We start from the raw sequence: 25,897 nt of genomic DNA, 5'->3' as shown, positions 1-25,897 counted from the left end.
CATAAAATGAACATATCTCATTTCTTCATCGACCGACCGAAGTTTGCTTCGGTCTTGGCAATTATTGTTTTAATCATAGGCAGTCTTGCGTACTTCAGTTTGCCTGTTGAGCAGTACCCACAAATAGCCCCGCCAACTGTTCAGGTGGTGGCGTCCTACCCCGGCGCAAGCGCTGAAATAGCGGCTAAAACCGTCGCAACGCCATTGGAGCAAGAAATAAACGGCGTGGAAAATATGCTGTATATGTCGTCTCAGTCAACGGCTGATGGGCGAGTCACCATCACGGTTACTTTCAAACTGGGAACGGATTTAGATAACGCACAAGTGCAGGTTCAAAACCGCGTGGCCATCGCTGAACCTAGATTACCTGAAACAGTTAGCCGTTTAGGTATTACCACCAAAAAGAACTCACCGGATTTAATGTTAGTGGTCAACATGTACTCGCCCAATGGTACATACGATCAAACCTACATTGCTAACTATGCTGCGCTACAAATTCGTGACCAGCTATCTCGTATCGATGGAGTCGGCGATATCTTAACCTTTGGCGCCAGCCAATACTCTATGCGCGTTTGGCTTGACCCAGACATCATTGCGTCTCTTGATATGACGGCCGCAGAAGTGGTAACCGCATTGCGAGGACAAAATATTCAGGTTGCAAGCGGCACCTTAAATCAGTCCCCTGTGGATGCAGGACAAACTGCATTTGAGCTAAACGTTCAAACCCAAGGGCAACTGATTGAGCCTGAAGAATTTGAAAATGTCATTATTAAAAACCAAGACGGAAAAATCGTGCGCTTGCGCGATGTGGGCCGTGTGGAGCTTGGTGCAGAAAGTTATACCACCCGCGGTTATTTAGGAGACAAAAAAGCCGTCGCGATGCCGGTATTCCAACGTCCAGGCTCGAATGCCATTGAGACGGCGGACGCTATTAAGGCTGCCATGGTTGAGGTCGGGAAAAATTTCCCACCAGATTTAACCTATGAAATAGCCTATAACCCGACTAACTTTATCAGCGAGTCAATTACCGCCGTTGAACACACCATATACGAAGCAATAGCCCTGGTTGTTTTAGTCATTATGGTGTTCCTACAGAATTGGCGTGCAGCGCTCATTCCAATCATCGCTATTCCTATATCGTTAGTCGGTACGTTCGCAGTGCTAAGTGCATTTGGCTTCTCTTTAAATAACTTGACCTTATTTGGTCTGGTGTTAGCCATCGGAATTGTTGTTGATGATGCCATCGTAGTGGTTGAGAACATGGAACGTTTAATGGCCGATGGTATGCGTCCTTTAAAAGCTGCTCGTCAGACCATGACAGAAGTCGGCGGAGCGGTACTGGCGATTGGCCTAGTACTGGTCGCGGTATTCTTGCCCACAGCCTTTGTGGACGGTATTTCAGGACAATTTTATAGTCAGTTTGGTATCACCATCGCCGTAGCCACTATCATCTCGGTGTCTGTGTCATTGATCCTCAGTCCTGCTATCTCTGCAGTGCTGTTTAAGCCTCATAAAGACGAATCAGAAAAAAGCGGTGTATTTCATTACCTGTCGGGCAAATTTAACCGTGGTATGGACAGAACCTCAGATAAATACGCACGCATGGTCGCCAAGCTTGTCCGCCATGGTTCAATTATGTCGTTTGTATATGTGTTGCTTATGGGCTTTACGGTTTACATGTTTAGCATCGTGCCCAAAGGCTTTATTCCTGCTCAAGACCAAGGTTATTTGATTGTTGGCGTCCAGTTACCCTCTGGTGCTTCGCTTTCTCGCACGGATGCCGTTGTGCAAGAAGCGGTAGACAAATTACTTAGCATTGAAGGCGTTGAGAATGCCGTTGCTTTTGCTGGGTTCTCCGGTGCGACGTTTACCAATGCCACCAACTCAGCGGCAATTTTTGCCATCATGAAATCCTTTGATGAGCGCGCTGAAATTGGCGCTACATTTGACAGCGTCCTTGGCAACGCAAGGGCACAAATGAGCTCTATCGACTCAGCCAATGTGGTCGTTATTCCGCCACCACCAGTGCGCGGTATTGGTAATGGCGGTGGCTTTAAAATGATGCTTGAGGACAGAAGTGGCCGAGGCCTGCCAGCACTCGAACAAGCGATGTGGCAGCTCGCTGGTGCAGCAAATCAAGAACCTGCTACCACTGCGGTGTTCAGCTTCTTTGAAACCAGCACACCGCAACTGTACGCAGATATTGATCGTGAACGAGTTGAACGATTGGGTGTATCCGTATCAGACGTATTTAGCGCCCTAGAAATCTACTTAGGCAGTGCCTTCGTCAATGATTTTAGCTACCTAGGCAGAACGTTCCGGGTAACGGCTCAAGCTGACGCGCCTTACAGAATGGAAGCCGATGACATAGGGCGAATTCGTGTACGTAATTCATCAGGTGAAATGGTTCCCCTGAGCTCAGTGGCAACGTTTGAATATCGCTCAGGCCCTTCACGAGTGCCAAGATATAATTTATACCCAGCGGCAGATTTAATCGGCAGTACTGCGCCAGGCTTTAGTTCAGGGGAAGCGATCGCCACTATGGAGCGACTCGCGGCAGAGATTTTGCCCGACGGAATAACCTACGAATGGACTGAATTGGCCTATCAAGAACAACAGTCAGGCAGTACCGGTATATTGGCTTTTGGCTTCGCGGTGGTCTTCGTGTTCTTGCTACTGGTTGCGCTTTATGAGAGCTGGACGCTACCTTTATCTGTTATTCTCATCGTACCCATGTGTTTACTTAGCGCCATCATCGGTGTGCACCTTATGGGGCTAGATAACAATATCTTGACGCAAGTTGGCTTAATCGTGCTCGTTGGTCTTGCCAGTAAGAATGCCATTCTTATCGTAGAATTTGCCCGTCACCGTGAGCATGAAGGAGCTGGCTTATATGAGGCCGCTAGCGATGCCGCCAAACTACGATTACGTCCTATTTTAATGACCTCGTTCGCTTTTATTCTTGGCGTTTTACCCCTAGCAGCAGCCACTGGAGCAGGAGCAGAGATGCGTCAAGCATTAGGCGTGGCGGTATTCAGTGGCATGTTAGGTGTGACATTCTTTGGCTTGATATTCACACCCGTGTTTTACGTTTTAATGCGTAAACTATCAATGCTAGTGAAAGGTCAGAAATTGGATGAAATGGGCCGAGTGCCGGTGATTGAAAGAGAGTAATTAGCGCTAGATAGCATCAGCCCGCCAGAATACTTAAACTTGTTCTGGCGGGCTTTTTTTATGTCCCGCGGATAGGCTTGTTATTCCCCTAAAGGTTGATTCCAAGGCCCAGTGCGATTTCGTCGACTTAAGGCTACCATCACCAATTTAAGGTGCTTCCTTCCACCACAGGGTTTGAATAGGCGCTTGGTCAAGCGTAAAGACTTGGCCAAATTCAGGGGTACTCAACGCGACTTTATTCAACGCAGCAGCTTGCTTAACCCTGTTTAGCGGCTCATACCAAGGATGAAACGCCAAATCAAAAGTGCCGTTATGGATAGGCACCATTACCTTACCAGCTAAGTCCATATGTGCCTGTACAGACTCTTCCGGTGTCATATGAATATCCGCCCAATCCTTGTCATATGCGCCGGTTTCAATCATGGTTACATCGAACGGTCCGTATTTATCACTTATGTCTTTAAAGCCCGAAAAATAGCCTGAGTCCCCACTGAAGTAAAAGCTTCTTCCATCGCATTTAACCACCCAAGAACCCCACAGTGTTTTATTTCCATCACCAATCCCGCGACCGGAAAAATGTTGTGTAGGGGTAAATGCGATTAAGGCATGCTCTGTCTGCCACTCTTGCCACCAATCAAACTGTTTTATTTTGTCATTGCTTACGCCCCACTTTTGCAAGTCTCCTTGAACGCCTAACGGCACCAAAAACAAGGTCGTTTTGGTATTGAGTAATTTGATCGCAGCCTTGTCTAAATGATCATAATGATTGTGTGATATGAATACTTTATCGATTGGTGGTAATTCCTCGATACTGATGGGCGTCGGCTCAAAGCGCTTTGGCCCGATAAATGAAAAAGGCGATGCTCGTTCAGAAAATACTGGGTCAATAAGCCAATACTGTCCAAACACTTTCAACAAAATAGACGAGTGACCCAACTTAACTAAGTAAACTTTATCATCACTTAGTGCATCTAATTGCTGACGCGTAACAGCTTGTACCGGCACATGTTCATTGGGCACTGCATCGACCTTTTTCTCGGTAAAGTAGCGAGCAAAGATCCCTAGTGTTTTACCCAAGCTTGGCGGCTCACTGTGCACAGCATTTTTAAATTTTCCACCATCGTAATGAGGGCTACTTGGCTCTTCATCACCAATCGTGGCAACTAATTCTTTGTTCAACGCGCATGCTCCTATGAAGCTACATATCAGTATCGAGATTGTGCTGAAAATAAAGGTTTTCATTCACCTTCCAAAAAGTAAACTGCGAAGTGTAATTTATCATAAGAAGCAAAAAAGTAAACTATCAAGTCTACTTTAGTTGCGATACCATGCCCTTGAAACGGATTTTAAACCTTTAGCAAAGAAACATAAAAAGAGGAGTTCGGGTGAAATTATCAGACAAGAAACGTTTAAACATTTTAGATGCAGCTGAACAATTGTTCTTTGAAAATGGTGTAGAACACACCACTATGGACCAAATCGCCAAAGCCGCTCAGGCTTCTAAGCGTACCGTATACAACCACTTTGTGACCAAAGATGCGCTATTTGAGGCGATTATTAGCCGAATGGTTGAGCACCTTAATCAAGATGAGGAGTTGAGCTTTAGCAACAAAGTAGCGATTGATATTCAACTGACCAAAATCGCACAACAAGAAGTGTCACTGCTTAACTCCGAACACTTTTTACGTATAGCCAAAATAGCCTTTATGCAAATGTTACAACAGCCGACGTTAGCCGAGTATATCGCCAGTAATCAATTTGGTTGTATGCGTTACCTTGAGTCTTTCTTGCGCCAAGGGGTAGCTAACAATAAACTGCAAATAGAAGATATAGAATTTGCGGCTAAACAATTCGTTTATCAGCTAAAGTCATTTGTGTTTTATCCGGTTTTGTTTGGCTTTGAAACACCTAATTCCCTGCCGCTAAAAAAGATTATTGAACAAACTGTTGCGACGTTTTTATCTCGCTATCAGGTAAAGTAAGAGCCGGTATGTTATCCAGTGGTAGCGTCACACGAAAAATGGACCCCTCACCATTATCAGGAACCGCATAAACCAGTTTAGCGCCAATTAAATCTGCACTTTTTTTAACCATGTATAGACCAAGCCCTGTACCCACTGAAGCCGCAGGATGGAAGCGTTCAAACATTTGAAATAGTTTTTTTCGATACACCTCATCAATACCCAAACCGTTATCTTGTACCTCCAATACGAACTCTTGGTTCAGCTTGTAGGTTAAGACGCGAATAAAAGAATTGGCCTTACCCGTGTCTTGGTACTTAATCGCATTGGAAATGAAGTTGTCAATTATTTGGGTAAATTTATAAGGCTGAGTGTTGATTGTTCCTATGTACTCAAAACGTGTCTCAATGTCTAAGCGTTCGAAGTTTTCCATATTACTCAGAGCGGCCAGTGTTTCACACACGATCACTGACACATCAATAGGTTGGGAGCTCTCCTCTTGCAGCTTAACTTTGCTCACATCCAAAACACCGCTGACCAAATCACTTAATTTAGAGAGCCCGTCGTGAGAGGTTTGAACTGTCTTCAAGGCACTCTGTAAATCACCGTTACTAATCTGTTGTGTGATCATCTTCATAAGATAGCCCATAGAGCTCAATGGCGACCGTAAATCATGAGTAAGTCGATAGGCAAACTCCTCCATTTCTTGCTTGTCTTGCAACAAATCTACAGAGGCTTTTTTCTGCAACGTAATGTCTTGAATTTGTGAAATGAAGTACAGAGGGTGTTGTGCTTTGTCTCTTACTAAAGAAACCGTCAACTTAGCCCAAATCAATCGACCACTTTTATGGAAGTAACGTTTTTCCATGTTGTACGTTTGTATGTCACCGGCAAGTATTTGCTTAAGAAAAGTAAGGTCAGTTTGTAGATCCTCAGGATGAGTAATAGATTGGAAATCTATTTTAAGCAGTTCTTTCTCGCTGTAACCAAGGATATCGCATATGGCTTTGTTGACTTTTAGCCAGGTACCGTCTGGTGATATTAACGCCATACCTATGGCTGAATGCTCCATTGCAAGACGAAACATATCCTTATGCTCCAAATTAACTAATGGAGCGGCCAATCTTCTTCCTTTGAACATATCGATTATTTTTTTTACCATAAAAACCTACAATAAATGACGTCTATGCAGTGGGCTCTTAATAAGAAAAGTAAACTTTTGTATCGCGATTAGCTAGCGCAATGCGCTACGATGCGGAAAACCTAGACTAAAGTCTACAACCTGACAGCACTTTGAATATAAGAGACAGAAATAGCGAAATAAAAAGTTATATTATTCAACGCAGGCTATTAAAAAATGAAAGTAGACACCGCCTGATGATCAGGCGGAGTAATATTGAAATTAGGTGGAGTTGGTCGATAAGCCGGGTTCTGTCGTGGGCAACCATTCATCTAGGCCAGCAATCACTCGCTGGCTCAAGCAACACACCCGATCTCAACGTGGGCCACGCCATAAGAGATCCTATTTGGTCTTGCTCCGGGTGGAGTTTACCTTGCCACACACTGTTACCAGTGGTGCGGTGCGCTCTTACCGCACCCTTTCACCCTTACCGGCGCTTGCGCGCTTAGGCGGTTTCCTCTCTGCTGCACTTGTCGTCGGCTTGCGCCGCCCAGGCGTTACCTGGCACCCTGCCCTGTGGAGCCCGGACTTTCCTCCCCTTATTAGCACATTACTCTAGGGACTAGCCCTAATGAAATATCTAACAAGCGGCGATTGCCTGACCAACTCCGGAGGCGGATTCTACGCAGGTTACGCCTGACTTACAATCTAGTTTGCTACGGATTATTCAATGGCGTTCATGGCTCGATTGAGCACAAACAAAAACGCCGCACCTTATACGACCAATGCGGCGCAATATGTGCGGCGTTTCACCCAACCCATAAATCGCGTTAGATACTGACGCGTTTATACGGGCGGTATTCTGCCTGCCAAAAATTCCCTTCAATGCGCTCACTGAGTATTTCATCACTCACTTCTAGGGCTAACCCTTGTTTCTGAGCGACTTTGCCTACATCAAAGGCTATCTTCTTGCTTAGCTGCGCAATGCCTGTCAGTGGTGGCAACAATTCTTGCCCTGTACCATTCGCCAGAGGTGACGCATTGGCGAGCGCAGCACTGGTGGCCATCAGCATCTCGTCACTGATTAAACTAGCCTTGGCTGCCAGTACGCCTAATCCGATTCCTGGGAATATATAACTGTTGTTACATTGTGCGATAGGGTAGGTTTTCCCCTTATATTCCACAGGCTTAAATGGGCTACCGGTAGCGATAATCACTTCGCCGTCAGTCCACTCAATAACGTTTTCAGGACGGGCTTCTACCTGACGAGAAGGGTTACTTAACGGAAAGATGATCGGCAAATCGCAGTTGCGTTTCATTTCCCGAATGACTTGCTCGGTGAATAAACCCGCTTGCCCCGATACCCCTATTAAAATACTGGGTTGGACTTGGCTCACGGTTTCAAACAATGACGGATATTGCGCCACTTTTTGCCATGTTGCTTGACTAGCCAACGGCTGCGCAAGTCGGAATTGGAAGTCCCGTAAGCCTTCCATATCGTCTGTGACCAAACCAAACCGGTCAATCATGAAGACTTGACTACGGGCCTGCGCATCAGTGATCCCCTCACTCGTCATTTGCTTGATGATTTGCTCAGCGATACCGCAACCCGCAGATCCTGCACCAACGAACACCACGCGTTGGTCGCTAAGCTTTTCATTTTTGGTTTTACATGCCGCTAAAATAGTCCCCACCGTGACAGCTGCGGTGCCCTGAATATCGTCATTGAAACAACAGACTTTATCGCGGTAGCGCTCAAGTAATGGCATCGCATTAGGCTGGGCGAAATCTTCGAACTGAAGCATCACTTCAGGCCAGCGCTTTAAGACCGCCTTGATAAACATATCAACAAATTCATCGTACTCCGCTTGGCCAATACGCTTATGACGCGCGCCCATATACATAGGGTCGTTTAATAATTTTTCGTTATTAGTTCCCACATCCAGCATAACAGGAAGCGTATAAGCGGGACTGATACCACCACAGGCGGTATACAAAGACAGTTTTCCAATAGGAATGCCCATACCGCCGATACCTTGATCGCCCAGACCAAGAATACGCTCACCGTCCGTCACGACTATGACTTTTACCTTACGCTTGGTGGCGTTGCGAATAATGTCATCCATTTGATGACGCTCTGAATAGGAAATAAACAATCCTCGAGAGCTACGATAGATATCTGAAAACTGCTCGCACGCGTCCCCTACCGTCGGGGTGTAAATGATCGGCATCATTTCATCAATATGCTGCTGGATAAGACGATAATACAGGGTCTCGTTATTATCTTGGATTGCACGCAGATAAATATGCTTATTGATGGGTTCGTTGAAACTTGAATACTGCATATACGCACGTTCGACTTGCTCTTCGATACTTTCATAACGTGGGGGGATCAAGCCTGTAAGGTTAAACGCTACGCGTTCTTGGGCAGTAAACGCACTGCCTTTATTGAGCAAGGGGGTTTCAAGCAAAGAAGGGCCTGAATGAGGAATGTATAACGCACTTTTAGGCGCTGAGCTACTCATAAAAAGTGTCCTGTTTGGCGCGAAGACAAAGCCTTCGCAGAAAATTTAAACGCGAAATATTAAAAAAATGCTGATAAGTGCAAGCGGTAATATCAATACACACCGACTCACTTAGCAGCATTTCTTTCGAAAACACTTAGCAACCACTTTGCGTAGCTACCTGCGTTTTCTGATGGAGACTATGATGCCTTAAAAAATGTCTTCAAGTGGTTTGCTTTGTTCACTGCTTTCTTCAGCTGGGTCGACAAATTCGCTGTCACTCACATAGCTCGTAGGGGCCGTACCTTGCATAAAATACTCAAACATTGACGTATGATCAGTGCGCTGAGTTAATTTACCACTAGCAAGGTCAATTCGTGTGGTCACCAAATCCGTCGGCATAGGACGTTTCTTTTCAGGCACCCCATCTAACGCTTGTTGCATAAAGCGGATCCAAGCGGGCTCAGCCGCTTTAGCCCCATCTTCACCACCTATCATGGCGTTGCCAATGAAATTAAATTTCTGTGGGTTTTTGTTAACTAAGTTTTGGTTGCGTGAGGCGCGTCCTAAACTGCGACTCATATCATCAAAACCAACCCAAACTGTCGCTACTAAATCGTTGGTAAAGCCACTAAACCAAGTATCTTTTGAATCATTAGTGGTACCGGTTTTTCCTGCTATATCCGCTCTTTGAAGCAAATTACTTGCCCGCCAGCCCGTACCTTGCCAATAGGTCTTCTTATTCCAATTACCATTGGTTTTTACGGCTGTACGCATCATTTCTGCCACTAAGAATGCGTTGTCTTCGTCCAGCACCCTTGGGGCCGAGCGGCTCGGTGCAGGGGCATCAGCGGAGTCACTACTTTGTGCTGGCATCGCCTCGCTTTGCCCAAATTGCCCTGAGCCTAATTCAGCTGCAAGCATGGCTTCAATGTCCATCATCTGTTCAGGCTCAGGTTCGGCTGCATCTTCATCAGCATCACCACAGGGGTCACAAGCTTGCACTGGATTGGATTTCCAAAGCACTTTTCCGTAATCATCTTCAATGCGCTCAACAAAATGCGGCTGAATTAAAAAGCCACCATTGGCAATCACGGACAGTGCTGTCGCCACTTCCAACGGCGTATGTGAGCCCGAACCTAAAGACACGGTTTCATCTTTGGGTATTTCTGATAAATCGAAACCAAACCGCGACAAGTGCTGGCGTACTTTTTCAAGCCCCACAGCACGCACTAAGCGCACTGACACCACGTTCTTTGATTTTCCTAAGGCAACCCGCAATCGAATTGGCCCATCATATTCTGGTGGCGAGTTCTCTGGACGCCAAGCATTGCCCGTTCCGCGCTCCCATTGGTTAATCGGGGCATCATTAATAATGCTAGCTAAGGTAAAGCCATTGGCTAATGCCGAAGAATAAATGAAAGGCTTGATGTTCGAGCCCACTTGCCGCTTAGCTTGTGTCGCTCGATTAAACTGACTTTGGTAAAAACTGTAGCCGCCAATCACCGCCTGCGCAGCGCCGTTGTGAGGGTTTAATGCAATAAAGGCGCTACTGGCATCTGGATACTGGGTAAGTTGCCAATGTTTATCGTCTTCTCGCTGGCGAATAAGAATCAGCGAACCTTGTGAGACTATATCACTGGCTTTTTCAGGCTCATTGCCCTGCCTAGTGTCTGTTATGTATTTGCGCGCCCAATCTAGTCCATCCCAATCAATAACACTGTAGCGACCTGCGCGAGTGAAAATGGTTATGTCTTTGTCATTCACTTTGGCTACGATTGCTGGCTGCATAGACTCAAATGTTTGATACTCCTCAAGGAAGCTCAGCATTTTCTCTTCATCCCATGGTTCACTAGAAATAGCGGGGGCGGTCTGTGACCCAGCAGTGTCCTCAGGCTTGACGGGTAACTCAGCGGGAACCCAAAGTTGTTGTTCAACTCCGCGATAACCATGGCGCTCATCATAGTCATGTAAGTTTCGCTGAACGGCTTTTTGCGCCGCTAACTGAGTGGCAGAAGGTACGGTGGCGTAAACCTGATAACCGCCGGTTTCCGCTTCTTCTTTGCCATACAGCTCGACCATTTCATTCCAAATTAAATCAGCCAAATAAGGTGCTGAGAATTCGATTTCGGCACCATGTTTTTTCGCCGTAATCGGTGCATTTACCGCTTCATCGAACTGAGCCTGAGTAATGTATTTCTCATCCAACATACGCAGCAGAACCACACGACGGCGAATTTTGGAGCGATCAGGACGACTGATAGGGTTAAGGACAGATGGTGCTTGCGGTAACCCAGCAATGGTTGCCATTTGTGCAAGCGTTAGCTGGTTTACCGTTTTGCCGTAGTAAACTTGGGCGGCTGCACCAAAACCAAAAGCACGATGACCTAGTTCAACTTTGTTTAGATACAGTTCTAAAATTTCTTGTTTGGTGAGCAATTGCTCCATGTGCCAAGCAATAAAGATTTCTTTAATTTTGCGTATATATGTTTTATCTCTCGTTAAAAAGAAACCTCGCGCCAACTGCATGGTTAACGTACTACCGCCCTGTCCCTTCTCTCCAGTCAAAATAAGGTTGACCACAGCTCGCGCCATACCGATAGGGTCAACCCCGGGATGTTGATAAAAACGGCTGTCCTCTGTGGCCAAAACAGCATTAATTAAATCCTGTGGCACATCTTCAATGGTAAGCGGAATACGGCGTTTCACCCCGAACTGTGAAATCAACTTCCCATCTTGGGTGTAAACGCGCATCGGCGTTTGCAAGCGCACATCTTTGAGCATATCCACACTGGGTAGGTCTGGCTTCATGTAAAAATACAGGGCAAAAGTCGTGACGACACCGACGACAAAAGCAAGGATAAGGATCAAAAATGCGGATTTTAAAAACTTCACGAAAACAATATTACCAAGACAAGTTGCAATAAATGACTCATATTTTATACCTAAGTACCGTTATAAGAACCATAAATAATTAAAAATTAAGCAATAATACTAACATCCCGCTTTGTATATTTGCATCGGAACCTTACGTGTTTAACAAATTATTGGCTAAAAAAGCGCAGCACCTTATTGGACTCGACATCGGCACCCGCTATGTTAAGGCCGTACTGCTTGAGCAAACCAAGCAAAGCACCACTGTGCTAGCCATCGCTTGCGAGCCAATCAATGGCAATGCTTTTGCAGAAAGGGAAGTTAAAGATTACGAAGCACTAAGCCAAGCATTGAAAAAAGTAAAACTCAGCCTAAAAACGAAAGTAAAACAGGTGGTCATAGCCGTATCTGGACCAGCCGTTATTAATAAACTTGCTTACATGGACGACGATTTAACGGATGTTGAACTTGAAAGCCAAATTGAGCTAGAAGCCGACAGCTTGATCCCGTACCCTCTTGAAGAGATTTACTTAGATTTTGAAAGGCTCGCTCCCAGCGTTAATTACTCGGGGAAAGTGGAAGTGCTACTCAGCGCCGTTCATAAAGACATGCTTGATTCTCGGCTTACACTATTAAACGAAGTGGGCTTTGAACCCAAAATTTCAGATGTTGAAGTATACGCTCTCGCCAACGCATTGATGCACTTTTCCCATCAACCATCGCCCGTTAAAACACCGCCCCCTAACGATAGCGATATCATATCTAGTGATGAGCAAAGCAAAGTAAAAAATGAAGTTCGATGCTGTATTAACATTGGAGCATCGCAAATGCAGTTTTGCGCCGTTACAGATGACAACATTCTGTACACCAAGGAGCACAACTTTGGTTTTGATGCGCTTACCCAAGACAGCTGCTCGAACTTTAATTTAACTCGGGTTGAGTACGATCAAAAGCTGGTGTCTCATTCTTTACCGGTAAATTGGCAGCAAGAATGTTACGTACTTTTCCATGCCAACTTACAGCAGCATATCACCCGGGCAATTCAAATGTATGTGAGCGCATCCCACCAGCCTTCTCCTAAGCACCTTTTCATTTGTGGGGCAATTGGCCCATTTCCCGCTTTAGCTGATGAGCTTGCCCAAGACTTAGGTATTAGTGTGAATGTTTTTAATCCCTTAGCTGATATGCAAAGCGATGAAAAGAGTGCCAAGCTTATCGCCGCTCACGGAGCTAACTTTGCCATTGCCACCGGATTGGCATTCAGGAGTTTTTCACCTTGCCACATATAAACTTGCTGCCTTGGCGCGAAGCCCAGCGTCAACAACACAAGAAAAACTACCTAACCATGTTAGTGGCTATCGGCGTGTCTATGGTGTTGTTGATGTTTGCAGTCAGTAAAACCATCGATAACCTTATTGCCACTCAAGAAAATCGGAATCAGTTTTTAACCGCAGAGCTAGTCAAAATCGACGCGCAAATTGGTGAAATTAAACGCATAAGACAAAGTAAAGACGCTATCGAGCAGCGTATGACACTTATCGAACAACTAGAAGTAAGTCGCAATGCAGCGCCTATTGTGCTCGATGAGTTGGCACGTGTGGTGCCCTCGGGGGTATCTTTTGCGCGCTTTTCTCGCACTATCAACCGCGTAGAAATCGACGGCGTCAGTGATTCAAACAATCGTCTGGCGAATTTCATGCGTAATGTGTCTGACTCAACAGTGTTCAATGACGGTGAGTTGTCTTCCATTGTGGCTGATACCACAGCAGCTGATGCCGTAAGCGAATTTAAACTCAAGTTTAACATTAGCCCCAATATCGCCCCTGATTTTAGTCAACCACAAGGGGAAGCAAAATAAATGCAATTTGATGTTAAGAAGCTCAAAGAACTCAACGAATTAGATTTTGATCAGATAGCCGCTTGGCCATTCGAGGTGAAAACCGTTGTTGCGTTATTTGTTGCTATCATTGCGTTGATCGGGGGTTACTACACCTTGGTAAAAGACAAACTTCCTCTGCTTGAAAAAGTCCAATTACAAGAGGTCGATTTAAAAGCAAGTTATCAAGGCAAATACAACATAGCAGTAAACTTACCCGCTTATCAGGAGCAGCTTAAGCGCCTAGAAAAAGACTTTTCTTCAATGCTTAAGTCATTACCCACCAGTAACGAAACGCCAGGATTACTTGACGACATCACCTTTGTGGGCACTTCTGCTGGCCTTACTTTCAAACTGCTCAATTGGCAAAAAGAAGTCCCGAAGGAGTTTTACACCGAACTGCCCATCCAGATCGAAGTGACAGGTAACTATCATGCATTTGGCAAGTTTGTTTCTGATATTGCAGCTCTTCCACGGATCGTGACCGTGCATGATTTTGAAGTGAGTCAGGAGGTATCCAATTTAAAGCTAACGTTAGCGGCCAAAACCTATCGGGCTGAATTGACTGAATCACGAGCGGATGCACACAAATGAGAGCGTTGATAGCGATTACAATGCTCTTCTTACTGGCAGCCTGTTCAGAACAAAAACAAGATTTAAACGCCTATATCGCGGATGTTAAAAGCAACACACCGGTGAATATTGAGCCCTACCCTGAATTTACCACATCACCAGCCTTTGCCTATTCGGCAAATGAAATGCGTAGTCCATTCCAGCGATTGAAAAATGTACCGCAAGCTGAAACGGCAGCAGCAACAACCAGTTGCCCTCAACCGAGTACGGCACACGTTAAACAACCCCTAGAGCATTACGGGATAGATGCTATGGCCTTTATTGGCACCATCAATAAAAACAATAAGGTCTGGGCCTTAATTCAAACCAACGAAGGCCGATTATACCGTGTGACCAAAGGTGATTATCTTGGACTTTTTTATGGCAAGGTCTCAGCAATTAAAGACGGAAAAATCACCTACACTGAAATGTTGCCTGATGGAACAGGTTGCTGGCAGCAAAAACAAGCAACCTTGTCGATGAAAGACAATGCAGGAGAGAACAATGGCTAGTCGCCACTTTTTACATTCCAAAAAATTGCTGTGCGTATTCGCCATTGCACTTTGCGCTTTATGGCATTTGCCTAGTCTTGCACAATCTGATGCGGTGCTCGTTGACCCTGTTGCTGCACTTAACGAACTGACCACTAATCAGCTAAATGACATACAATTTACCCGCTCAACTGAAGGGTACGGCGTGGTGACCTTGAGCTTTAACAATCAGCGAATTGCTCCTCAATTAATCGCATCGAAGCGAAAATTGACCCTCACCCTACCTGACACAACACTAGCGCCTGATCAGTTCTTTACCTTAAATGTGGCGGAATTTTCCACACCGATTATAGAAATAGACACCCTCGCAAGAAAAGGGGCCAGCGTTTTAGAATTCAACTTACTCGAAGATGTGGTGTTCACCCACAGCAAGAATCAAAATCAATTAGTGCTGATCATTAAGCCCCAAGCAACTGAGCAACAACAAAGTGCTTCTGTGTATAACGGCGAGCCCATTTCACTGGATTTCCAAGATGTACCAGTGCGTAATGTGTTGCAAATCATCGCTCAAGTTAATGGCTTTAATCTGGTTACTACGGATACGGTACGCGGCAATGTAACTGTCAGTCTAAATGGCGTACCTTGGGATCAAGCACTCGATATGATTCTGAAAATTCGCGGCTTAGATAAGCGCTTAGAAGGCAACATATTACTTATCGCCCCATCAGAAGAGCTCGCATCCAGAGAAACCCAGCAATTGCAAAACCGCCAACAGGTGGCTCAGCTCGCTCCCCTTATTTCGGCTAATTTACAAATTAACTATGCAAAAGCCAAAGAAGTAGCCGGTATTTTAAAGAATACCGATAGCAGCATTTTAAGCCCAAGGGGCAGTGTTGCCGTTGATGAACGTACTAACACCGTATTACTCAGAGACACGCAAACTTCAATTGATGAAGCGAGAAAGCTCATTCGCGCACTAGACATTCCCGTTAAACAAGTTTTAATCGAATCACGCATGGTTACAGTGCGCGATAACGCTGGTGAACAACTTGGCGTGCGCTGGGGTTTTAGTAATAACTCTGGTGACACGGCTACATCTGGCTCTATCGAAGGCGCCGACACACTTAGCAGCAGCGTAGTGCCGTCTATTGATAATCGGCTAAATGTTAATCTTCCCGTTACCAATCCAGCGGGTAGTATTGGCATTCAAGTCGCCCGCTTAGTGGATGGCACCATATTGGATTTAGAATTATCCGCCCTTGAATCTGAAAACAAGGGTGAAGTTATTGCCAGTCCGCGTATTACGGTGGCTAATCAACGTGAAGCCTACATTGAGCAAGGGACCGAAATACCTTACGTACAATCCACGTCTAGCGGTGCTACGTCCGTCGAGTTCAAAAAAGCGGTACTGAGTTTAAAAGTCACTCCACATATCACCCCGGATCATAGAATTATTTTGGATCTTGTCGTTACCCAAGATACTCGAGGAGACACAGTCAATACCTCAACGGGTTTAGCCGTCGCGATTGATACCCAAGAAATCAGCACCCAAGTACTGGTCAATAACGGGGAAACTATCGTACTTGGGGGCATTTTTCAGCAGACGACAACTGATGATGTAAGCCAAGTTCCGCTACTTGGGGACATCCCAATCCTTGGACATCTGTTTAAAAACACCCAAACCGTCAATGAAAAGCGTGAATTGCTGATTTTTGTCACGCCTAAAATATTGCTTGATGACCTAGCTCTAGAATGAGCTATTCTGCGAGTTACATGACTTGCAAGCCAACAAAGCCAGCGCACATGTACACGTAAAACACACTTACTAGCGATTTAAATTTCACCTAGACTTAACAAAGCTTGCAAATTTCAGGGTAAAGCTGAGATAATCCCGCCCTCGAAATTTCAACGAGGTCAGGTTAATCCATTTAAGGGTAGCCGCGATATAGATTTCTACCCCCGAAATAACAGAATTGTGAACTAAGCAAAAATGGCTGAAAAACGTAATATTTTTTTAATAGGTCCGATGGGTGCTGGTAAAAGCACGATTGGAAGACACCTCGCAGACGAACTTCATTTAGAATTTTATGATTCAGATCAAGAGATAGAAAAGCGCACTGGTGCTGATATCGCTTGGATCTTTGATTTAGAGGGTGAAGAAGGCTTTCGCGCTCGTGAAGAAACCGTCATCAATGATTTAACCGACAAACAAGGTATTGTTTTGGCAACTGGCGGTGGCTCTGTCGTCAGTAAAGCTGTGCGTAATCGCCTATCAGCGAGAGGCATTGTGGTTTACTTACAAACCACAATTGACAAGCAAGTCGCTCGTACGCAACGTGATAAACGTCGTCCATTACTGCAAAAGGACGATCCAGAAACCGTATTGCGTAGACTCGCCGAAGAACGCAACCCAATGTATGAAGATGCTGCTGATTACATTGTTGATACTGATGAGCAAAGCGCCCGCGCGGTAGCCAATCAGATCATTGAGAAAATCAATCAGTAATAGCTAGACATTACCTCCAAAGGGCTGCGCTTATGACAACATTAACAGTGAAGTTGGGTGAGCGTAGCTACCCCATTTTTATCCAGCCGAGTTTGCTCACCCAAGGCAACCAACTGGCAGATTACATCAAGACAGATAAAGCGGTATTGGTAACCAACGACCTAGTTGACCCGCTATACAGTCAAACCGTTATAGACAGCTTACCCAGTATCAAGATTGAAAAAATTGTCATTGCCGATGGTGAACAACACAAGAATCTGGCCAGCTTTGAGCATGTGATCACTCAGCTGCTTAGCATGTCTGCAGCGCGTGACACCACGCTAATCGCTCTTGGTGGCGGCGTTATTGGTGATTTAACTGGATTTGTCGCAGCGAGTTTTCAGCGTGGTATGCCCTTTATTCAAATACCTACCACCTTGTTATCACAAGTTGATTCATCGGTAGGTGGTAAAACTGCGGTTAATCATCCATTAGGTAAAAATATGATTGGCGCATTTTATCAACCCAAAGCCGTTTTTATCGATACCAAAACCCTGCAAACCTTACCAGCAAAAGAGTTCTCTGCCGGCATGGCGGAAGTGATTAAGTACGGTATCATCTACGACAAAGCATTTTTTGCATGGCTTGAGCAAAACATTGCTCAACTTATCGCGCAAGACGTTGACGCCCTGCAATATGCTATTGCGCGCTGTTGTGAAATCAAAGCTGAAATTGTCGCTATCGATGAGCGAGAGTCAGGACTTCGCGCCTTACTCAATTTAGGTCATACTTTCGGTCACGCCATTGAAGCAGAGCAAGGTTACGGCAATTGGTTACACGGCGAAGCCGTCGCAGCAGGCATGGTACTCGCAGCGAAAGCAGGCCAAATGAAAGGCTGGATGAGCAAAGAAGAAGTGCAGCGTGTTATTGCTTTAATAGAGGCATTTTCACTACCTATCGCGCCACCAGCAAAGATGGGTTATCAGACCTTCATGCAGCACATGGCACACGATAAAAAAGTGCAAGCGGGCAAACTCAACTTCATCGTACCTAAAGCAATTGGCGATGCGGTGGTTACCTCTGAGCTAGATGAAACACTGTTGCGCTCATTGTTAGATTAGCAAGGTACTAAACGAGTCTCATTTAAGCGCTCGACCGATTAAACGAATGACTTTTTAGACCCGTACCTTCGAACAAACAATTTATTGAACTAACATTTTAATAAACCATTTGAGTAAACACTTTTGCAAAGCGAATTGCACAAACGCCTTAGCCATTTAATTCAGTATTCTTCGGGGCTCATTTTTGTGAAATCTGAGCCCGATTTTAGTGTATCTACCTGTGTTGATGCGCTACTGGCTGAACAAGATGACAGTGACGAAGTGGCTGTCATTGCGGCTAAGCCAAGTATGATGCTGAATGATTTTCGCCAACAACTGACACAACAACTTTCCAGTAAATTAGCACCCAATTCTGGCATCACTCCCCTCGCCAAGATACTCACGCCTGGTATTGACATTGGTCATGCTCAGTCGGCCCCGACACAAGGACTACTGATATGCATATCCAAAGGTGAAAACCTCTCTGCCAGTATGCTAGAAGAGTTGCAGCAGCTTGTTATAACCCTACACGCAGGCAGTGACAGGCAAGTCAATGTGCTGGTATTTGCCCAGCGCCAATGGATAAATCAAACTTACCAAGCCTTGGGCGATAAAAATAATGTCATAGTCGTGGATGCGGGTGCCAGTACCGGCGCAACGGCGGATCACGAGGCGAACATATCGAGTAGTGAATTAGAGCAGTTAATCGCGAATAAACGACAAACGTTTGCTCAGCGCATAGAGCAGCGAAACCAAGCAAGCCCTGTAGAATCCCCTAGTATCATGCAGCGCCCGTGGTTTATTCCTGTTATTGCACTGCTCTTTGTTGCGATATTTGCCAGTATTTTGCTATCTCAGTATCCAGAGCTGTTAAGTGACGCTGATAATCAGGATGGAGATACAATATCTTCACTGAGCACAATAAAGCCTGGCGTAGAGCAAAATAAAACCGCATCAACCTCTGTAATTGAGATACCGCCTCAAGACACGTCGACGGGTCAAAAAAATAAAGAATCGGACTCATCTGCCGCAAGAGAAGCACAAACAGCTCATCTGAATACTTCTGTGCAAAGCGCTACGCCTGAAGAAAGAGCGGTCGCCAAACCTGAGGTTACGCCGAAAGTTAAAACAGACGCGCTCATATCAAACTGGCAAAGTGAAAGTAAACGCATTGATGCCAACAAGAATAAATCGACTGAAATGCCAGCAGACGATGCTAGCAGCTCACGTAAAGAGACCAAACGTGCAGCCGAGTCAGAATCAACGAATGGCATGGTACAAACTGGCACATTGCAAAAACCCTTTGCTGCGGATATTACGCCTCAAGCTGGTAGCGCTAAAGCCCAACCCCCAAGCGAATTATCAACGACAGCTGACTATGCATTTGATGAAGCCACTATATTGGCTCTGCCGAAAGACGGGTACGTGCTGCAGGTGATCGGCTTTAGCGTACACAGCGCCATTGAGACTTATTTGACCAACAATAAAATTGAACAATACGTATGGGTGTACCAAACCAAACGCTACAACAATGATTGGTATGTACTTTTGTATAATAAACATTACCCGTCTTTGGCCGCAGCATTAGTTGGTGTTTCGTCGCTGCCCAAAGGATTGCATGAGGCAACGCCATTCCCTAAAGCGTTACAAAAAGTGCATCAAGAAATTGAATCTGCCAATTAAAGCCACATGCCAATTGTTGTTTTGCCATTGGCTCGTTACAATCTCTACTTTGCATTATCTTCATCAAAATCAAGGCCTGACAAGACACATTAATGACGAATAAGAAAAACAGAGCCTTCTTGAAATGGGCAGGCGGGAAATACAGGCTAGTCGAACAGATAAACCATCACCTTCCAGAAGCAAAAAAATTAGTCGAGCCATTTGTCGGTGCAGGTTCGGTGTTTTTAAACACTGACTTTTCCAGCTACCTGTTGAGCGATATCAACCCCGATTTGATAAACCTTTACAAAATATTGCAACAACAGCCAGAACGTTACATAGAAGATGCACAAGGGCTATTCACGGCGCAAAACAACGATTCCGACGCTTACTATGCTATGCGCGCTTTGTTCAATGCCAGCGAAGATATTTACGAACGCGCGGTACTGTTTTTGTACCTGAATCGCTTTGGATACAACGGCCTGTGCCGCTATAACTTATCTGGCAAATTTAATGTCCCCTTTGGTAAGTACAAGGCGCCATACTTCCCTAAAGAGGAGCTGTATTTCTTTGCCGAAAAATCCAAGAAGGCACAGTTTGTATGCGAATCTTATGAGAAGACATTTAGCCGAGCTCGTGCAGGAAGTGTGGTTTACTGCGATCCGCCTTATGCCCCCATCAGCAAAACAGCTAACTTTGCCAGTTATGCCAAAGGTGGCTTTTCTATGGCTGAACAGAGTAATTTGGCGTTAATTTCTGCTAAAACCGCTTTTGAGCGTGATATTCCGGTGCTTATCAGTAATCACGATACTGACGATACACGTCGCCTTTACGCGCTTGCACAGCTTTCAGAGCTGCAGGTGAGTCGGTTTATTAGTCAAAAAGGAAATGGCAGAAAAAAAGTCAGTGAGTTATTGGCGTTATATATTAAGCCAACCTCACGTTAAGGCTTAGATGTTAATTTGCACAGAAGAGCTAGCAGTAGAATTGGTGTTAGCTGGGTACAACAACTGAAACGACCAGTACCAACGATATGACTAAGGCAACAACAAAAATCACCCCAACGACTACGTAAGGCACAAACGATTTTTGCTGAAAATCTCGTTCTCGGTTTGCGCTGCTTTGCACACCAAACACGCTGGCAGCAACACTTTTAAACACATCCCACAAACCGTTATTTGCATTGTCCATATTAATTACGCTCTTGGCTTTATCTCATCCGTTTCTTCAGCATAGCGCGAAAGTAGCTCAAGTAAATCAATAAAATGCATTTGATACGAAGTAGAGTTACCACTTACCCAGCTAGACCAGCTGATCACATCAGCCTGCTCCTTAGCGCATCGATTAATCGGGTGACTCATAGGGAGCCCATGATCAAATGCCACTGATTGCGGACAACTGCAGAACAATGTCTCGTTATTTATCGACGTTCTGCCAACAGCCAACATCGCTACTAAAGCGAAAGCTCCGAAGCCGATTAGTCGTTTAAAATGAGTACTCATAATCTCTCCTTGTCGAAATATTTTGTTGCATTATACATTATACTTTCGTCTCAAGATTAAAGTTCACCTCAAATGTCAGGCTATTCATCGCTAAAAAGATACAATTTTATCCAGAGTGTTACGGTAAGTTGATAAAACTTGTAAACACAAAAAATCCGCTGGTCATATAGCCAGCGGATTTTTTTAGATATTCTCTTCCTATTAACCAGAAGTAATTGGAAGAATCAATTTAGAAATTAAAGCTCGAAATCCATTCCGTAAGCAACGGTGAATTTAATGGAATCGTTATCAAACGGGTCTTCGCCTGGCACTTCAACTTCGTCTAAATCGGTACCCGTAACGGCGAAACTGAAACCATCTTTTGCTAATGAAATCCCCCAGTCTGCATAACCATCTGGTACACCGTTGAAATCTTCTGCGAAGTCACCTTGATGGTAACCTACGTGAAATCCTAGCTCAGCGCCGTTTAGTACTGGCATGCCGTAGTCTACAGATATATATGACGCTTCAGCAAAGCCGTAATCGCGACCTTCACCTTCGTCAGCTTCTGTGTGGGCCAACAATGAAAGCGTTGCACTAAGGCCGCCATAGCCTACTGAACCATATACTTCAGCAAAATCGAATTCTGCTTCGCTGTCATAATTGTAATATAGGTAACCCACATCATAAGTGATATCGCCTGACTCACCTGAGAAGCCGAAGTACATATCGTGCTCATAAGAGTAAACATCATCTGCACCATAGTTGACGTTAGACACCCAAGTACCTACATAAAAACCATTTTCATTTGCGTAGTCAATACCACCTTGTACTGCAGCATCGTTGGTGGTTTGGGTCAAACCACGCCAAATGTAGTTACTTGTGACACTCGCATTAGCAGTCACTTCTGCTAAAGCGGTTTGGCTAACGGCAGAACTGGCCAGAACAGCTGCGGCTAATGCGGTAAGTTTTAATACTTTCATGTGTGTGTGTGCTCCATATAATTTTAGTTAATTCAATTTTTGTTGAGATAACTTCGATTTTTCGTTAATTCTTGTTACAACTACGCAAGAGCAATGCCTAAATATTAAACACGGAAAAAATCACCCGAAAAAAAACTAAGGATCTGATTTTTAAGGAAATTCAATGAAAATATAAAATTAAGGAAAAAGTGGGCATGAGATAAGACTGTGCAGAGATGCACCACATAAAAGCGAAAGCCCCTTTTTGGGGCGAAGTTGATACTTTTGTCAAAGCGTGTTTTTCGGTACAGTTACATTTTTGCGCAAATTGAGGCTTATATGCGTCCTTTCTTAATTGCTCCTTCTATTCTTTCAGCTGATTTTGCCCGCTTGGGCGCAGAAGTAGACGCTGTTTTAGCCGCGGGGGCTGATGTCATCCATTTTGACGTAATGGATAATCATTACGTACCGAACCTAACGATCGGCCCGATGATATGTAAAGCATTGCGCGACTATGGTGTCACCGCCGATATTGATGTGCATTTAATGGTTGAGCCGGTAGATGAGATGATTGTCAGTTTTGCCAAAGCTGGCGCAAGCATGATCAGTTTCCACCCCGAAGCATCAAGACACGTAGACCGCAGTATTCAACTGATAACCGATTCAGGCTGTAAGCCGGGCTTGGTATTAAATCCTGCGACGTCATTAGACTGCTTAGACTACACGCTACACAAACTGCATCACATTTTGTTGATGTCGGTAAATCCAGGGTTTGGCGGGCAAGCATTTATCCCCGAAACCCTTGATAAGCTGCAAATCGTGAAGAAAATGGTGCAGGCCTGTGGCCGTGATATCCGAATAGAAATTGACGGTGGCGTAAAAGTCGATAATATTCGCGCCATCGCCGAAGCAGGTGCAGATATGTTTGTTGCGGGCTCTGCTATCTTTAATCAGCCAGACTATCGTCAAGTTATCGATGCTATGCGCGCTGAATTAGCCAACGTTTCTCCAACATAATTCCCATTAGTCACTAACAGTAGAAAATATTTTATGAGCAAACCAATTGTATTAAGCGGCTGCCAGCCTTCAGGACAACTTACCCTAGGAAATTATGTTGGCGCTCTTCGTCAATGGGTTGATATGCAAGACGATAACGAATGTCTGTATATGTTAGTCGACATGCATGCTATCACAGTGCGACAAGATCCCGCTGCACTGCACAATGCCTGTCTTGATGGGCTGGCCTTGTATGTGGCTTGTGGCATCGACCCGTGCAAGAGCACCATATTCATGCAATCACATGTACCGCAGCATGCGCAACTAGCTTGGATAATGAACTGCTACACCCAAATGGGTGAATTAAACCGCATGACGCAGTTTAAAGATAAATCCGCTAAGAATATTACTAACATTAATTCAGGTCTTTACACTTACCCAGCCTTAATGGCGGCGGATATCTTGCTATATCAAGCAAAACAAGTCCCAGTAGGGGAAGATCAGAAGCAGCATTTAGAACTAACCCGTGACGTTGCCACACGCTTTAACAATGCCTATGGTGATGTATTTACTATTCCTGATCCGTATATCCCTGAAGTAGGCGCGCGTATCATGAGCCTACAAGATCCGCTGAAAAAGATGTCTAAATCCGATGATAATCAAAATAACTTCGTTGGCTTATTGGAAGATCCGAAAAAGATAAGTAAAAAGATTAAACGCGCAGTTACTGACTCGGATGAGCAAGCGCGCATTTACTTTAATACTAGCGAAAAACCTGGTGTGTCGAATTTACTCAGCTTGCTATCTTGTGCAACCGGCAAACCGATTGCTGATTTAGTGCCTGAATATGAAGATAAGATGTACGGCCATTTAAAAACAGATGTAGCCGATTCCATTGTTGCCATGCTAGAGCCAATCCAAGCTAAATTTACTGAGTTACGTCAGGATCAAACCGAGCTGAACCGTATCATGGCGGCAGGCGCTGAAAAAGCGCAAGTACGAGCCCAGCAAACCATAGACAAGGTTTATGAAGCAATCGGATTCGTAGCAAGCCCACTTAAACGCTAGTAAAGGACTGATAGCAAGTTAACAGTTACGCTATTTGTAACTTACTGTGTATTTCCAATCCATCAAAAAAAGCAGCACAGAGCTGCTTTTTTAGTTTTAAATAACCGACGCTTAATGTACCCAAGGTATATCAAGCATCGGTTAGCACGCCAAGCGCGCCGAACTGAGAGGTTGGGATAACAGCCCTGCACACTATCTGTCATTCAAATTTACTGGGATCCAATGAAATTCCATGAAATCCAATAAACTAACTTGAACCAAGCCAGTATGTTACAAGCCTGAACGAAAACGTAGGGCAGTTTAAGTCATATATTAGGCGAAAGAGGACATTCGTTAGTTTCAGTAAGAGGGGAGTTTCAATGTACTTTTGATTTTCGATAAGCACTGGGGGCGACACCCGTCCAGCTTTTGAACGCACGCGCAAAGGTTGCCGCCTCGGTAAAGCCAAGTAAGCGCCCGACTTGCGATATAGGCATATCAGGCTGGCTAAGATAATGGATCGCTTCGTCTCGTCGCACACTGTCTTTGAGTTCTTGAAAACTTGTGCCTTCTTCTAATAGCTTACGGCGTAAGGTGCGAATGGTTGTGTGCAATTGCTCAGCGATATCTGCCATGCTGATAATTGACATATCCTCAGCCGCTTCTAGATAATTTAATACTTTGCGGGTATAAACCGGAAAGTAAGACTGACGTTTAAACCAATCCAGCGGGCAGCGCTGAAGGTAATCATTCAAGCTTTGCTGACTTTGCACCACTGGCGCGCTAAGGATGTCATGCTCAAACTCAAAGTAATTACTCTCTTGCAGGTAAACCACCTCACAAGGGAACATCAAGCGATATTCTTCGTGATGTGCTGGCTTTGCATGCATAAAGCCAATTTTACGCAGGGGGATGCGCTGGCCAATCAGCCAGCTCGGAAATCGATGCCACAACAACAAGAGAAAATCGGTAAGCACATGCTCAGGGTCGAGTTCAGGTTTGTCTAAGGCGAGATAAAAACGAGCGTACTTTTCACGCTCTTCAAATTTTAGTTTAGTTGCGCCCGCGACTAAATTATAAAAACGAGTGCCCCGTCGATACACCTGCCGCAAACTTGCACTATGGCTCACTTGCTTTGCCATTAAATTGAACACCCCATGGCGAGAAGGCGGGCTACCAAAACACAAATATTCGTCATCTGCACTTCGCCAAACAGATTGCATCAAACGGCTCAATTGCTCTGGGGTGATACGCACCTCATTATTGCTCAACAAGGCTTTACTCAAGCCTGACTCGGATAATAACTGCGCTTCATTCAGGCCCACATCAATGGCTCTTTTGACAATAGCTTGAGCGAAATGAACTGAAATAGAATGATGTTTGTGACGCATGAAGGTAACGGGCTCTCGATATATGGCAGGGCATTTAGATTTTAAAGTATATCGTTTCTCATACTAAGCGGATATTTATATGTTGAATAGGCTCAATTATTTCCGTTCGAGCATAAAAAAGCCCCCTAAGTTCTCTATGGGGGCTGATGAAAACACAATCA

21 protein-coding genes and 1 other RNA gene are annotated in these 25,897 nt (G+C 44.9%); 13 read left to right on the top strand and 9 right to left on the bottom strand.

The genetic code is table 11. The annotated features are described in order from the left end of the window. Positions 1-6: 6 nt before the first annotated feature. Positions 7-3,174, top strand: a complete 3,168-nt coding sequence (locus tag AC0VYA_RS03470) for a multidrug efflux RND transporter permease subunit (RefSeq protein ID WP_473478189.1) — start codon at positions 7-9, stop codon at positions 3,172-3,174. Between the two features lie 147 nt (positions 3,175-3,321). Here AC0VYA_RS03470 and AC0VYA_RS03465 read toward each other — a convergent pair whose 3' ends face one another. Further along, positions 3,322-4,353, bottom strand: a complete 1,032-nt coding sequence (locus tag AC0VYA_RS03465; protein WP_475490047.1) for an MBL fold metallo-hydrolase — start codon at positions 4,351-4,353, stop codon at positions 3,322-3,324. Positions 4,354-4,559: 206 nt separating this feature from the next. Between AC0VYA_RS03465 and AC0VYA_RS03460 the strand changes: the two genes are divergently transcribed. Further along, the gene (locus AC0VYA_RS03460) at positions 4,560-5,156 is read left to right on the top strand and encodes a TetR/AcrR family transcriptional regulator (RefSeq protein ID WP_475490046.1); all 597 of its coding nucleotides are present in this window, start codon (positions 4,560-4,562) and stop codon (positions 5,154-5,156) included. Here the strand turns inward: AC0VYA_RS03460 and AC0VYA_RS03455 are convergent. From AC0VYA_RS03455 to AC0VYA_RS03440, 4 genes are all read right to left on the bottom strand, one after another. Further along, positions 5,107-6,258 carry a sensor histidine kinase gene (locus AC0VYA_RS03455; protein ID WP_232283284.1) on the bottom strand — a complete coding sequence of 384 codons (1,152 nt, stop codon included), beginning with the start codon at positions 6,256-6,258 and terminating at the stop codon, positions 5,107-5,109. The two genes, AC0VYA_RS03460 and AC0VYA_RS03455, sit on opposite strands and share 50 nt — an antisense overlap. 281 nt (positions 6,259-6,539) lie before the next feature. Then, an RNA gene (gene rnpB / locus AC0VYA_RS03450) (RNase P RNA component class A) lies at positions 6,540-6,925 on the bottom strand. A 160-nt stretch (positions 6,926-7,085) separates the two neighbouring features. Further along, positions 7,086-8,780 (bottom strand): NAD-dependent malic enzyme, encoded by a 1,695-nt coding sequence (locus AC0VYA_RS03445; RefSeq protein WP_475490045.1) that lies wholly within the window; start codon positions 8,778-8,780, stop codon positions 7,086-7,088. A 189-nt stretch (positions 8,781-8,969) separates the two neighbouring features. After that, positions 8,970-11,654 (bottom strand): penicillin-binding protein 1A, encoded by a 2,685-nt coding sequence (locus AC0VYA_RS03440; RefSeq protein WP_475490044.1) that lies wholly within the window; start codon positions 11,652-11,654, stop codon positions 8,970-8,972. A 137-nt stretch (positions 11,655-11,791) separates the two neighbouring features. Between AC0VYA_RS03440 and pilM the strand changes: the two genes are divergently transcribed. The 9 genes from pilM (at position 11,792) to AC0VYA_RS03395 (ending at position 20,806) form a co-directional block, all read left to right on the top strand. Beyond that, positions 11,792-12,922: a type IV pilus biogenesis protein PilM gene (gene pilM / locus AC0VYA_RS03435; protein WP_011573561.1), complete on the top strand. Its 1,131-nt coding sequence runs from the start codon at positions 11,792-11,794 to the stop codon at positions 12,920-12,922. Further along, positions 12,910-13,491, top strand: a complete 582-nt coding sequence (locus AC0VYA_RS03430; protein WP_475490043.1) for a PilN domain-containing protein — start codon at positions 12,910-12,912, stop codon at positions 13,489-13,491. The genes pilM and AC0VYA_RS03430 overlap by 13 nt, the downstream gene beginning before the upstream one ends. Beyond that, on the top strand, positions 13,492-14,103 hold the full coding sequence (locus AC0VYA_RS03425; protein WP_473478169.1) for a type 4a pilus biogenesis protein PilO: 612 nt from the start codon (positions 13,492-13,494) through the stop codon (positions 14,101-14,103). It begins immediately after the preceding gene. Beyond that, positions 14,100-14,633 carry a pilus assembly protein PilP gene (locus AC0VYA_RS03420; protein WP_475490042.1) on the top strand — a complete coding sequence of 178 codons (534 nt, stop codon included), beginning with the start codon at positions 14,100-14,102 and terminating at the stop codon, positions 14,631-14,633. Before AC0VYA_RS03425 ends, AC0VYA_RS03420 begins: the two co-directional genes overlap by 4 nt. Then, entirely contained in the window at positions 14,626-16,368 is a 1,743-nt protein-coding gene (locus AC0VYA_RS03415) for a type IV pilus secretin PilQ (RefSeq protein WP_475490041.1), read from the top strand. Before AC0VYA_RS03420 ends, AC0VYA_RS03415 begins: the two co-directional genes overlap by 8 nt. A 234-nt stretch (positions 16,369-16,602) precedes the next feature. Next, entirely contained in the window at positions 16,603-17,118 is a 516-nt protein-coding gene (aroK, locus tag AC0VYA_RS03410) for a shikimate kinase AroK (RefSeq protein ID WP_006990745.1), read from the top strand. A gap of 32 nt (positions 17,119-17,150) precedes the next feature. Continuing rightward, entirely contained in the window at positions 17,151-18,218 is a 1,068-nt protein-coding gene (aroB, locus tag AC0VYA_RS03405) for a 3-dehydroquinate synthase (RefSeq protein ID WP_475490040.1), read from the top strand. Between the two features lie 123 nt (positions 18,219-18,341). Next, positions 18,342-19,880 (top strand): SPOR domain-containing protein, encoded by a 1,539-nt coding sequence (locus tag AC0VYA_RS03400; RefSeq protein ID WP_475490039.1) that lies wholly within the window; start codon positions 18,342-18,344, stop codon positions 19,878-19,880. Between the two features lie 92 nt (positions 19,881-19,972). Continuing rightward, the gene (locus AC0VYA_RS03395; protein WP_011573554.1) at positions 19,973-20,806 is read left to right on the top strand and encodes a Dam family site-specific DNA-(adenine-N6)-methyltransferase; all 834 of its coding nucleotides are present in this window, start codon (positions 19,973-19,975) and stop codon (positions 20,804-20,806) included. A gap of 46 nt (positions 20,807-20,852) precedes the next feature. Here AC0VYA_RS03395 and AC0VYA_RS03390 read toward each other — a convergent pair whose 3' ends face one another. The 3 genes from AC0VYA_RS03390 to AC0VYA_RS03380 all read right to left on the bottom strand — a co-directional run bounded on the left by AC0VYA_RS03390 (position 20,853) and on the right by AC0VYA_RS03380 (position 22,323). Next, positions 20,853-21,050 carry a DUF2970 domain-containing protein gene (locus tag AC0VYA_RS03390; RefSeq protein WP_011573553.1) on the bottom strand — a complete coding sequence of 66 codons (198 nt, stop codon included), beginning with the start codon at positions 21,048-21,050 and terminating at the stop codon, positions 20,853-20,855. 5 nt (positions 21,051-21,055) lie between these two features. Further along, positions 21,056-21,361, bottom strand: coding sequence for a hypothetical protein (locus AC0VYA_RS03385; RefSeq protein WP_006990750.1), 306 nt, complete (start codon positions 21,359-21,361; stop codon positions 21,056-21,058). 236 nt (positions 21,362-21,597) lie between these two features. After that, on the bottom strand, positions 21,598-22,323 hold the full coding sequence (locus AC0VYA_RS03380) for a TorF family putative porin (protein WP_011573552.1): 726 nt from the start codon (positions 22,321-22,323) through the stop codon (positions 21,598-21,600). A gap of 318 nt (positions 22,324-22,641) precedes the next feature. Here AC0VYA_RS03380 and rpe point away from each other — a divergent pair, with 318 nt between their 5' ends. Both rpe and trpS read left to right on the top strand, forming a co-directional pair. Continuing rightward, positions 22,642-23,319, top strand: coding sequence for a ribulose-phosphate 3-epimerase (gene rpe, locus AC0VYA_RS03375; protein ID WP_006990752.1), 678 nt, complete (start codon positions 22,642-22,644; stop codon positions 23,317-23,319). A gap of 33 nt (positions 23,320-23,352) precedes the next feature. Then, the gene (gene trpS, locus AC0VYA_RS03370; RefSeq protein ID WP_475490038.1) at positions 23,353-24,366 is read left to right on the top strand and encodes a tryptophan--tRNA ligase; all 1,014 of its coding nucleotides are present in this window, start codon (positions 23,353-23,355) and stop codon (positions 24,364-24,366) included. 356 nt (positions 24,367-24,722) lie between these two features. Here the strand turns inward: trpS and AC0VYA_RS03365 are convergent, their stop codons facing one another. Beyond that, a complete protein-coding gene (locus AC0VYA_RS03365; RefSeq protein WP_475490037.1) occupies positions 24,723-25,736 on the bottom strand; it encodes an AraC family transcriptional regulator in 1,014 nt (337 codons plus the stop codon). Between the last annotated feature and the right edge of the window lie 161 nt (positions 25,737-25,897).

This window comes from Paraglaciecola sp. QJM3NY_14, from assembly GCF_056173245.1.
This window is presented reverse-complemented; position numbering and strand designations above follow the sequence as displayed.

Bases quoted from the DNA above. Each gene is read 5' to 3' on its own strand.
- AC0VYA_RS03470 (WP_473478189.1), top strand. From the start codon at position 7: ATGAACATATCTCATTTCTTCATCGACCGACCGAAGTTTGCTTCGGTC.
- AC0VYA_RS03445 (WP_475490045.1), bottom strand. From the start codon at position 8,780: ATGAGTAGCTCAGCGCCTAAAAGTGCGTTATACATTCCTCATTCAGGC.
- AC0VYA_RS03425 (WP_473478169.1), top strand. From the start codon at position 13,492: ATGCAATTTGATGTTAAGAAGCTCAAAGAACTCAACGAATTAGATTTT.
- AC0VYA_RS03420 (WP_475490042.1), top strand. From the start codon at position 14,100: ATGAGAGCGTTGATAGCGATTACAATGCTCTTCTTACTGGCAGCCTGT.
- AC0VYA_RS03415 (WP_475490041.1), top strand. From the start codon at position 14,626: ATGGCTAGTCGCCACTTTTTACATTCCAAAAAATTGCTGTGCGTATTC.
- aroK (WP_006990745.1), top strand. From the start codon at position 16,603: ATGGCTGAAAAACGTAATATTTTTTTAATAGGTCCGATGGGTGCTGGT.
- aroB (WP_475490040.1), top strand. From the start codon at position 17,151: ATGACAACATTAACAGTGAAGTTGGGTGAGCGTAGCTACCCCATTTTT.
- AC0VYA_RS03395 (WP_011573554.1), top strand. From the start codon at position 19,973: ATGACGAATAAGAAAAACAGAGCCTTCTTGAAATGGGCAGGCGGGAAA.
- AC0VYA_RS03390 (WP_011573553.1), bottom strand. From the start codon at position 21,050: ATGGACAATGCAAATAACGGTTTGTGGGATGTGTTTAAAAGTGTTGCT.
- AC0VYA_RS03385 (WP_006990750.1), bottom strand. From the start codon at position 21,361: ATGAGTACTCATTTTAAACGACTAATCGGCTTCGGAGCTTTCGCTTTA.
- AC0VYA_RS03380 (WP_011573552.1), bottom strand. From the start codon at position 22,323: ATGAAAGTATTAAAACTTACCGCATTAGCCGCAGCTGTTCTGGCCAGT.
- rpe (WP_006990752.1), top strand. From the start codon at position 22,642: ATGCGTCCTTTCTTAATTGCTCCTTCTATTCTTTCAGCTGATTTTGCC.
- trpS (WP_475490038.1), top strand. From the start codon at position 23,353: ATGAGCAAACCAATTGTATTAAGCGGCTGCCAGCCTTCAGGACAACTT.
- AC0VYA_RS03365 (WP_475490037.1), bottom strand. From the start codon at position 25,736: ATGCGTCACAAACATCATTCTATTTCAGTTCATTTCGCTCAAGCTATT.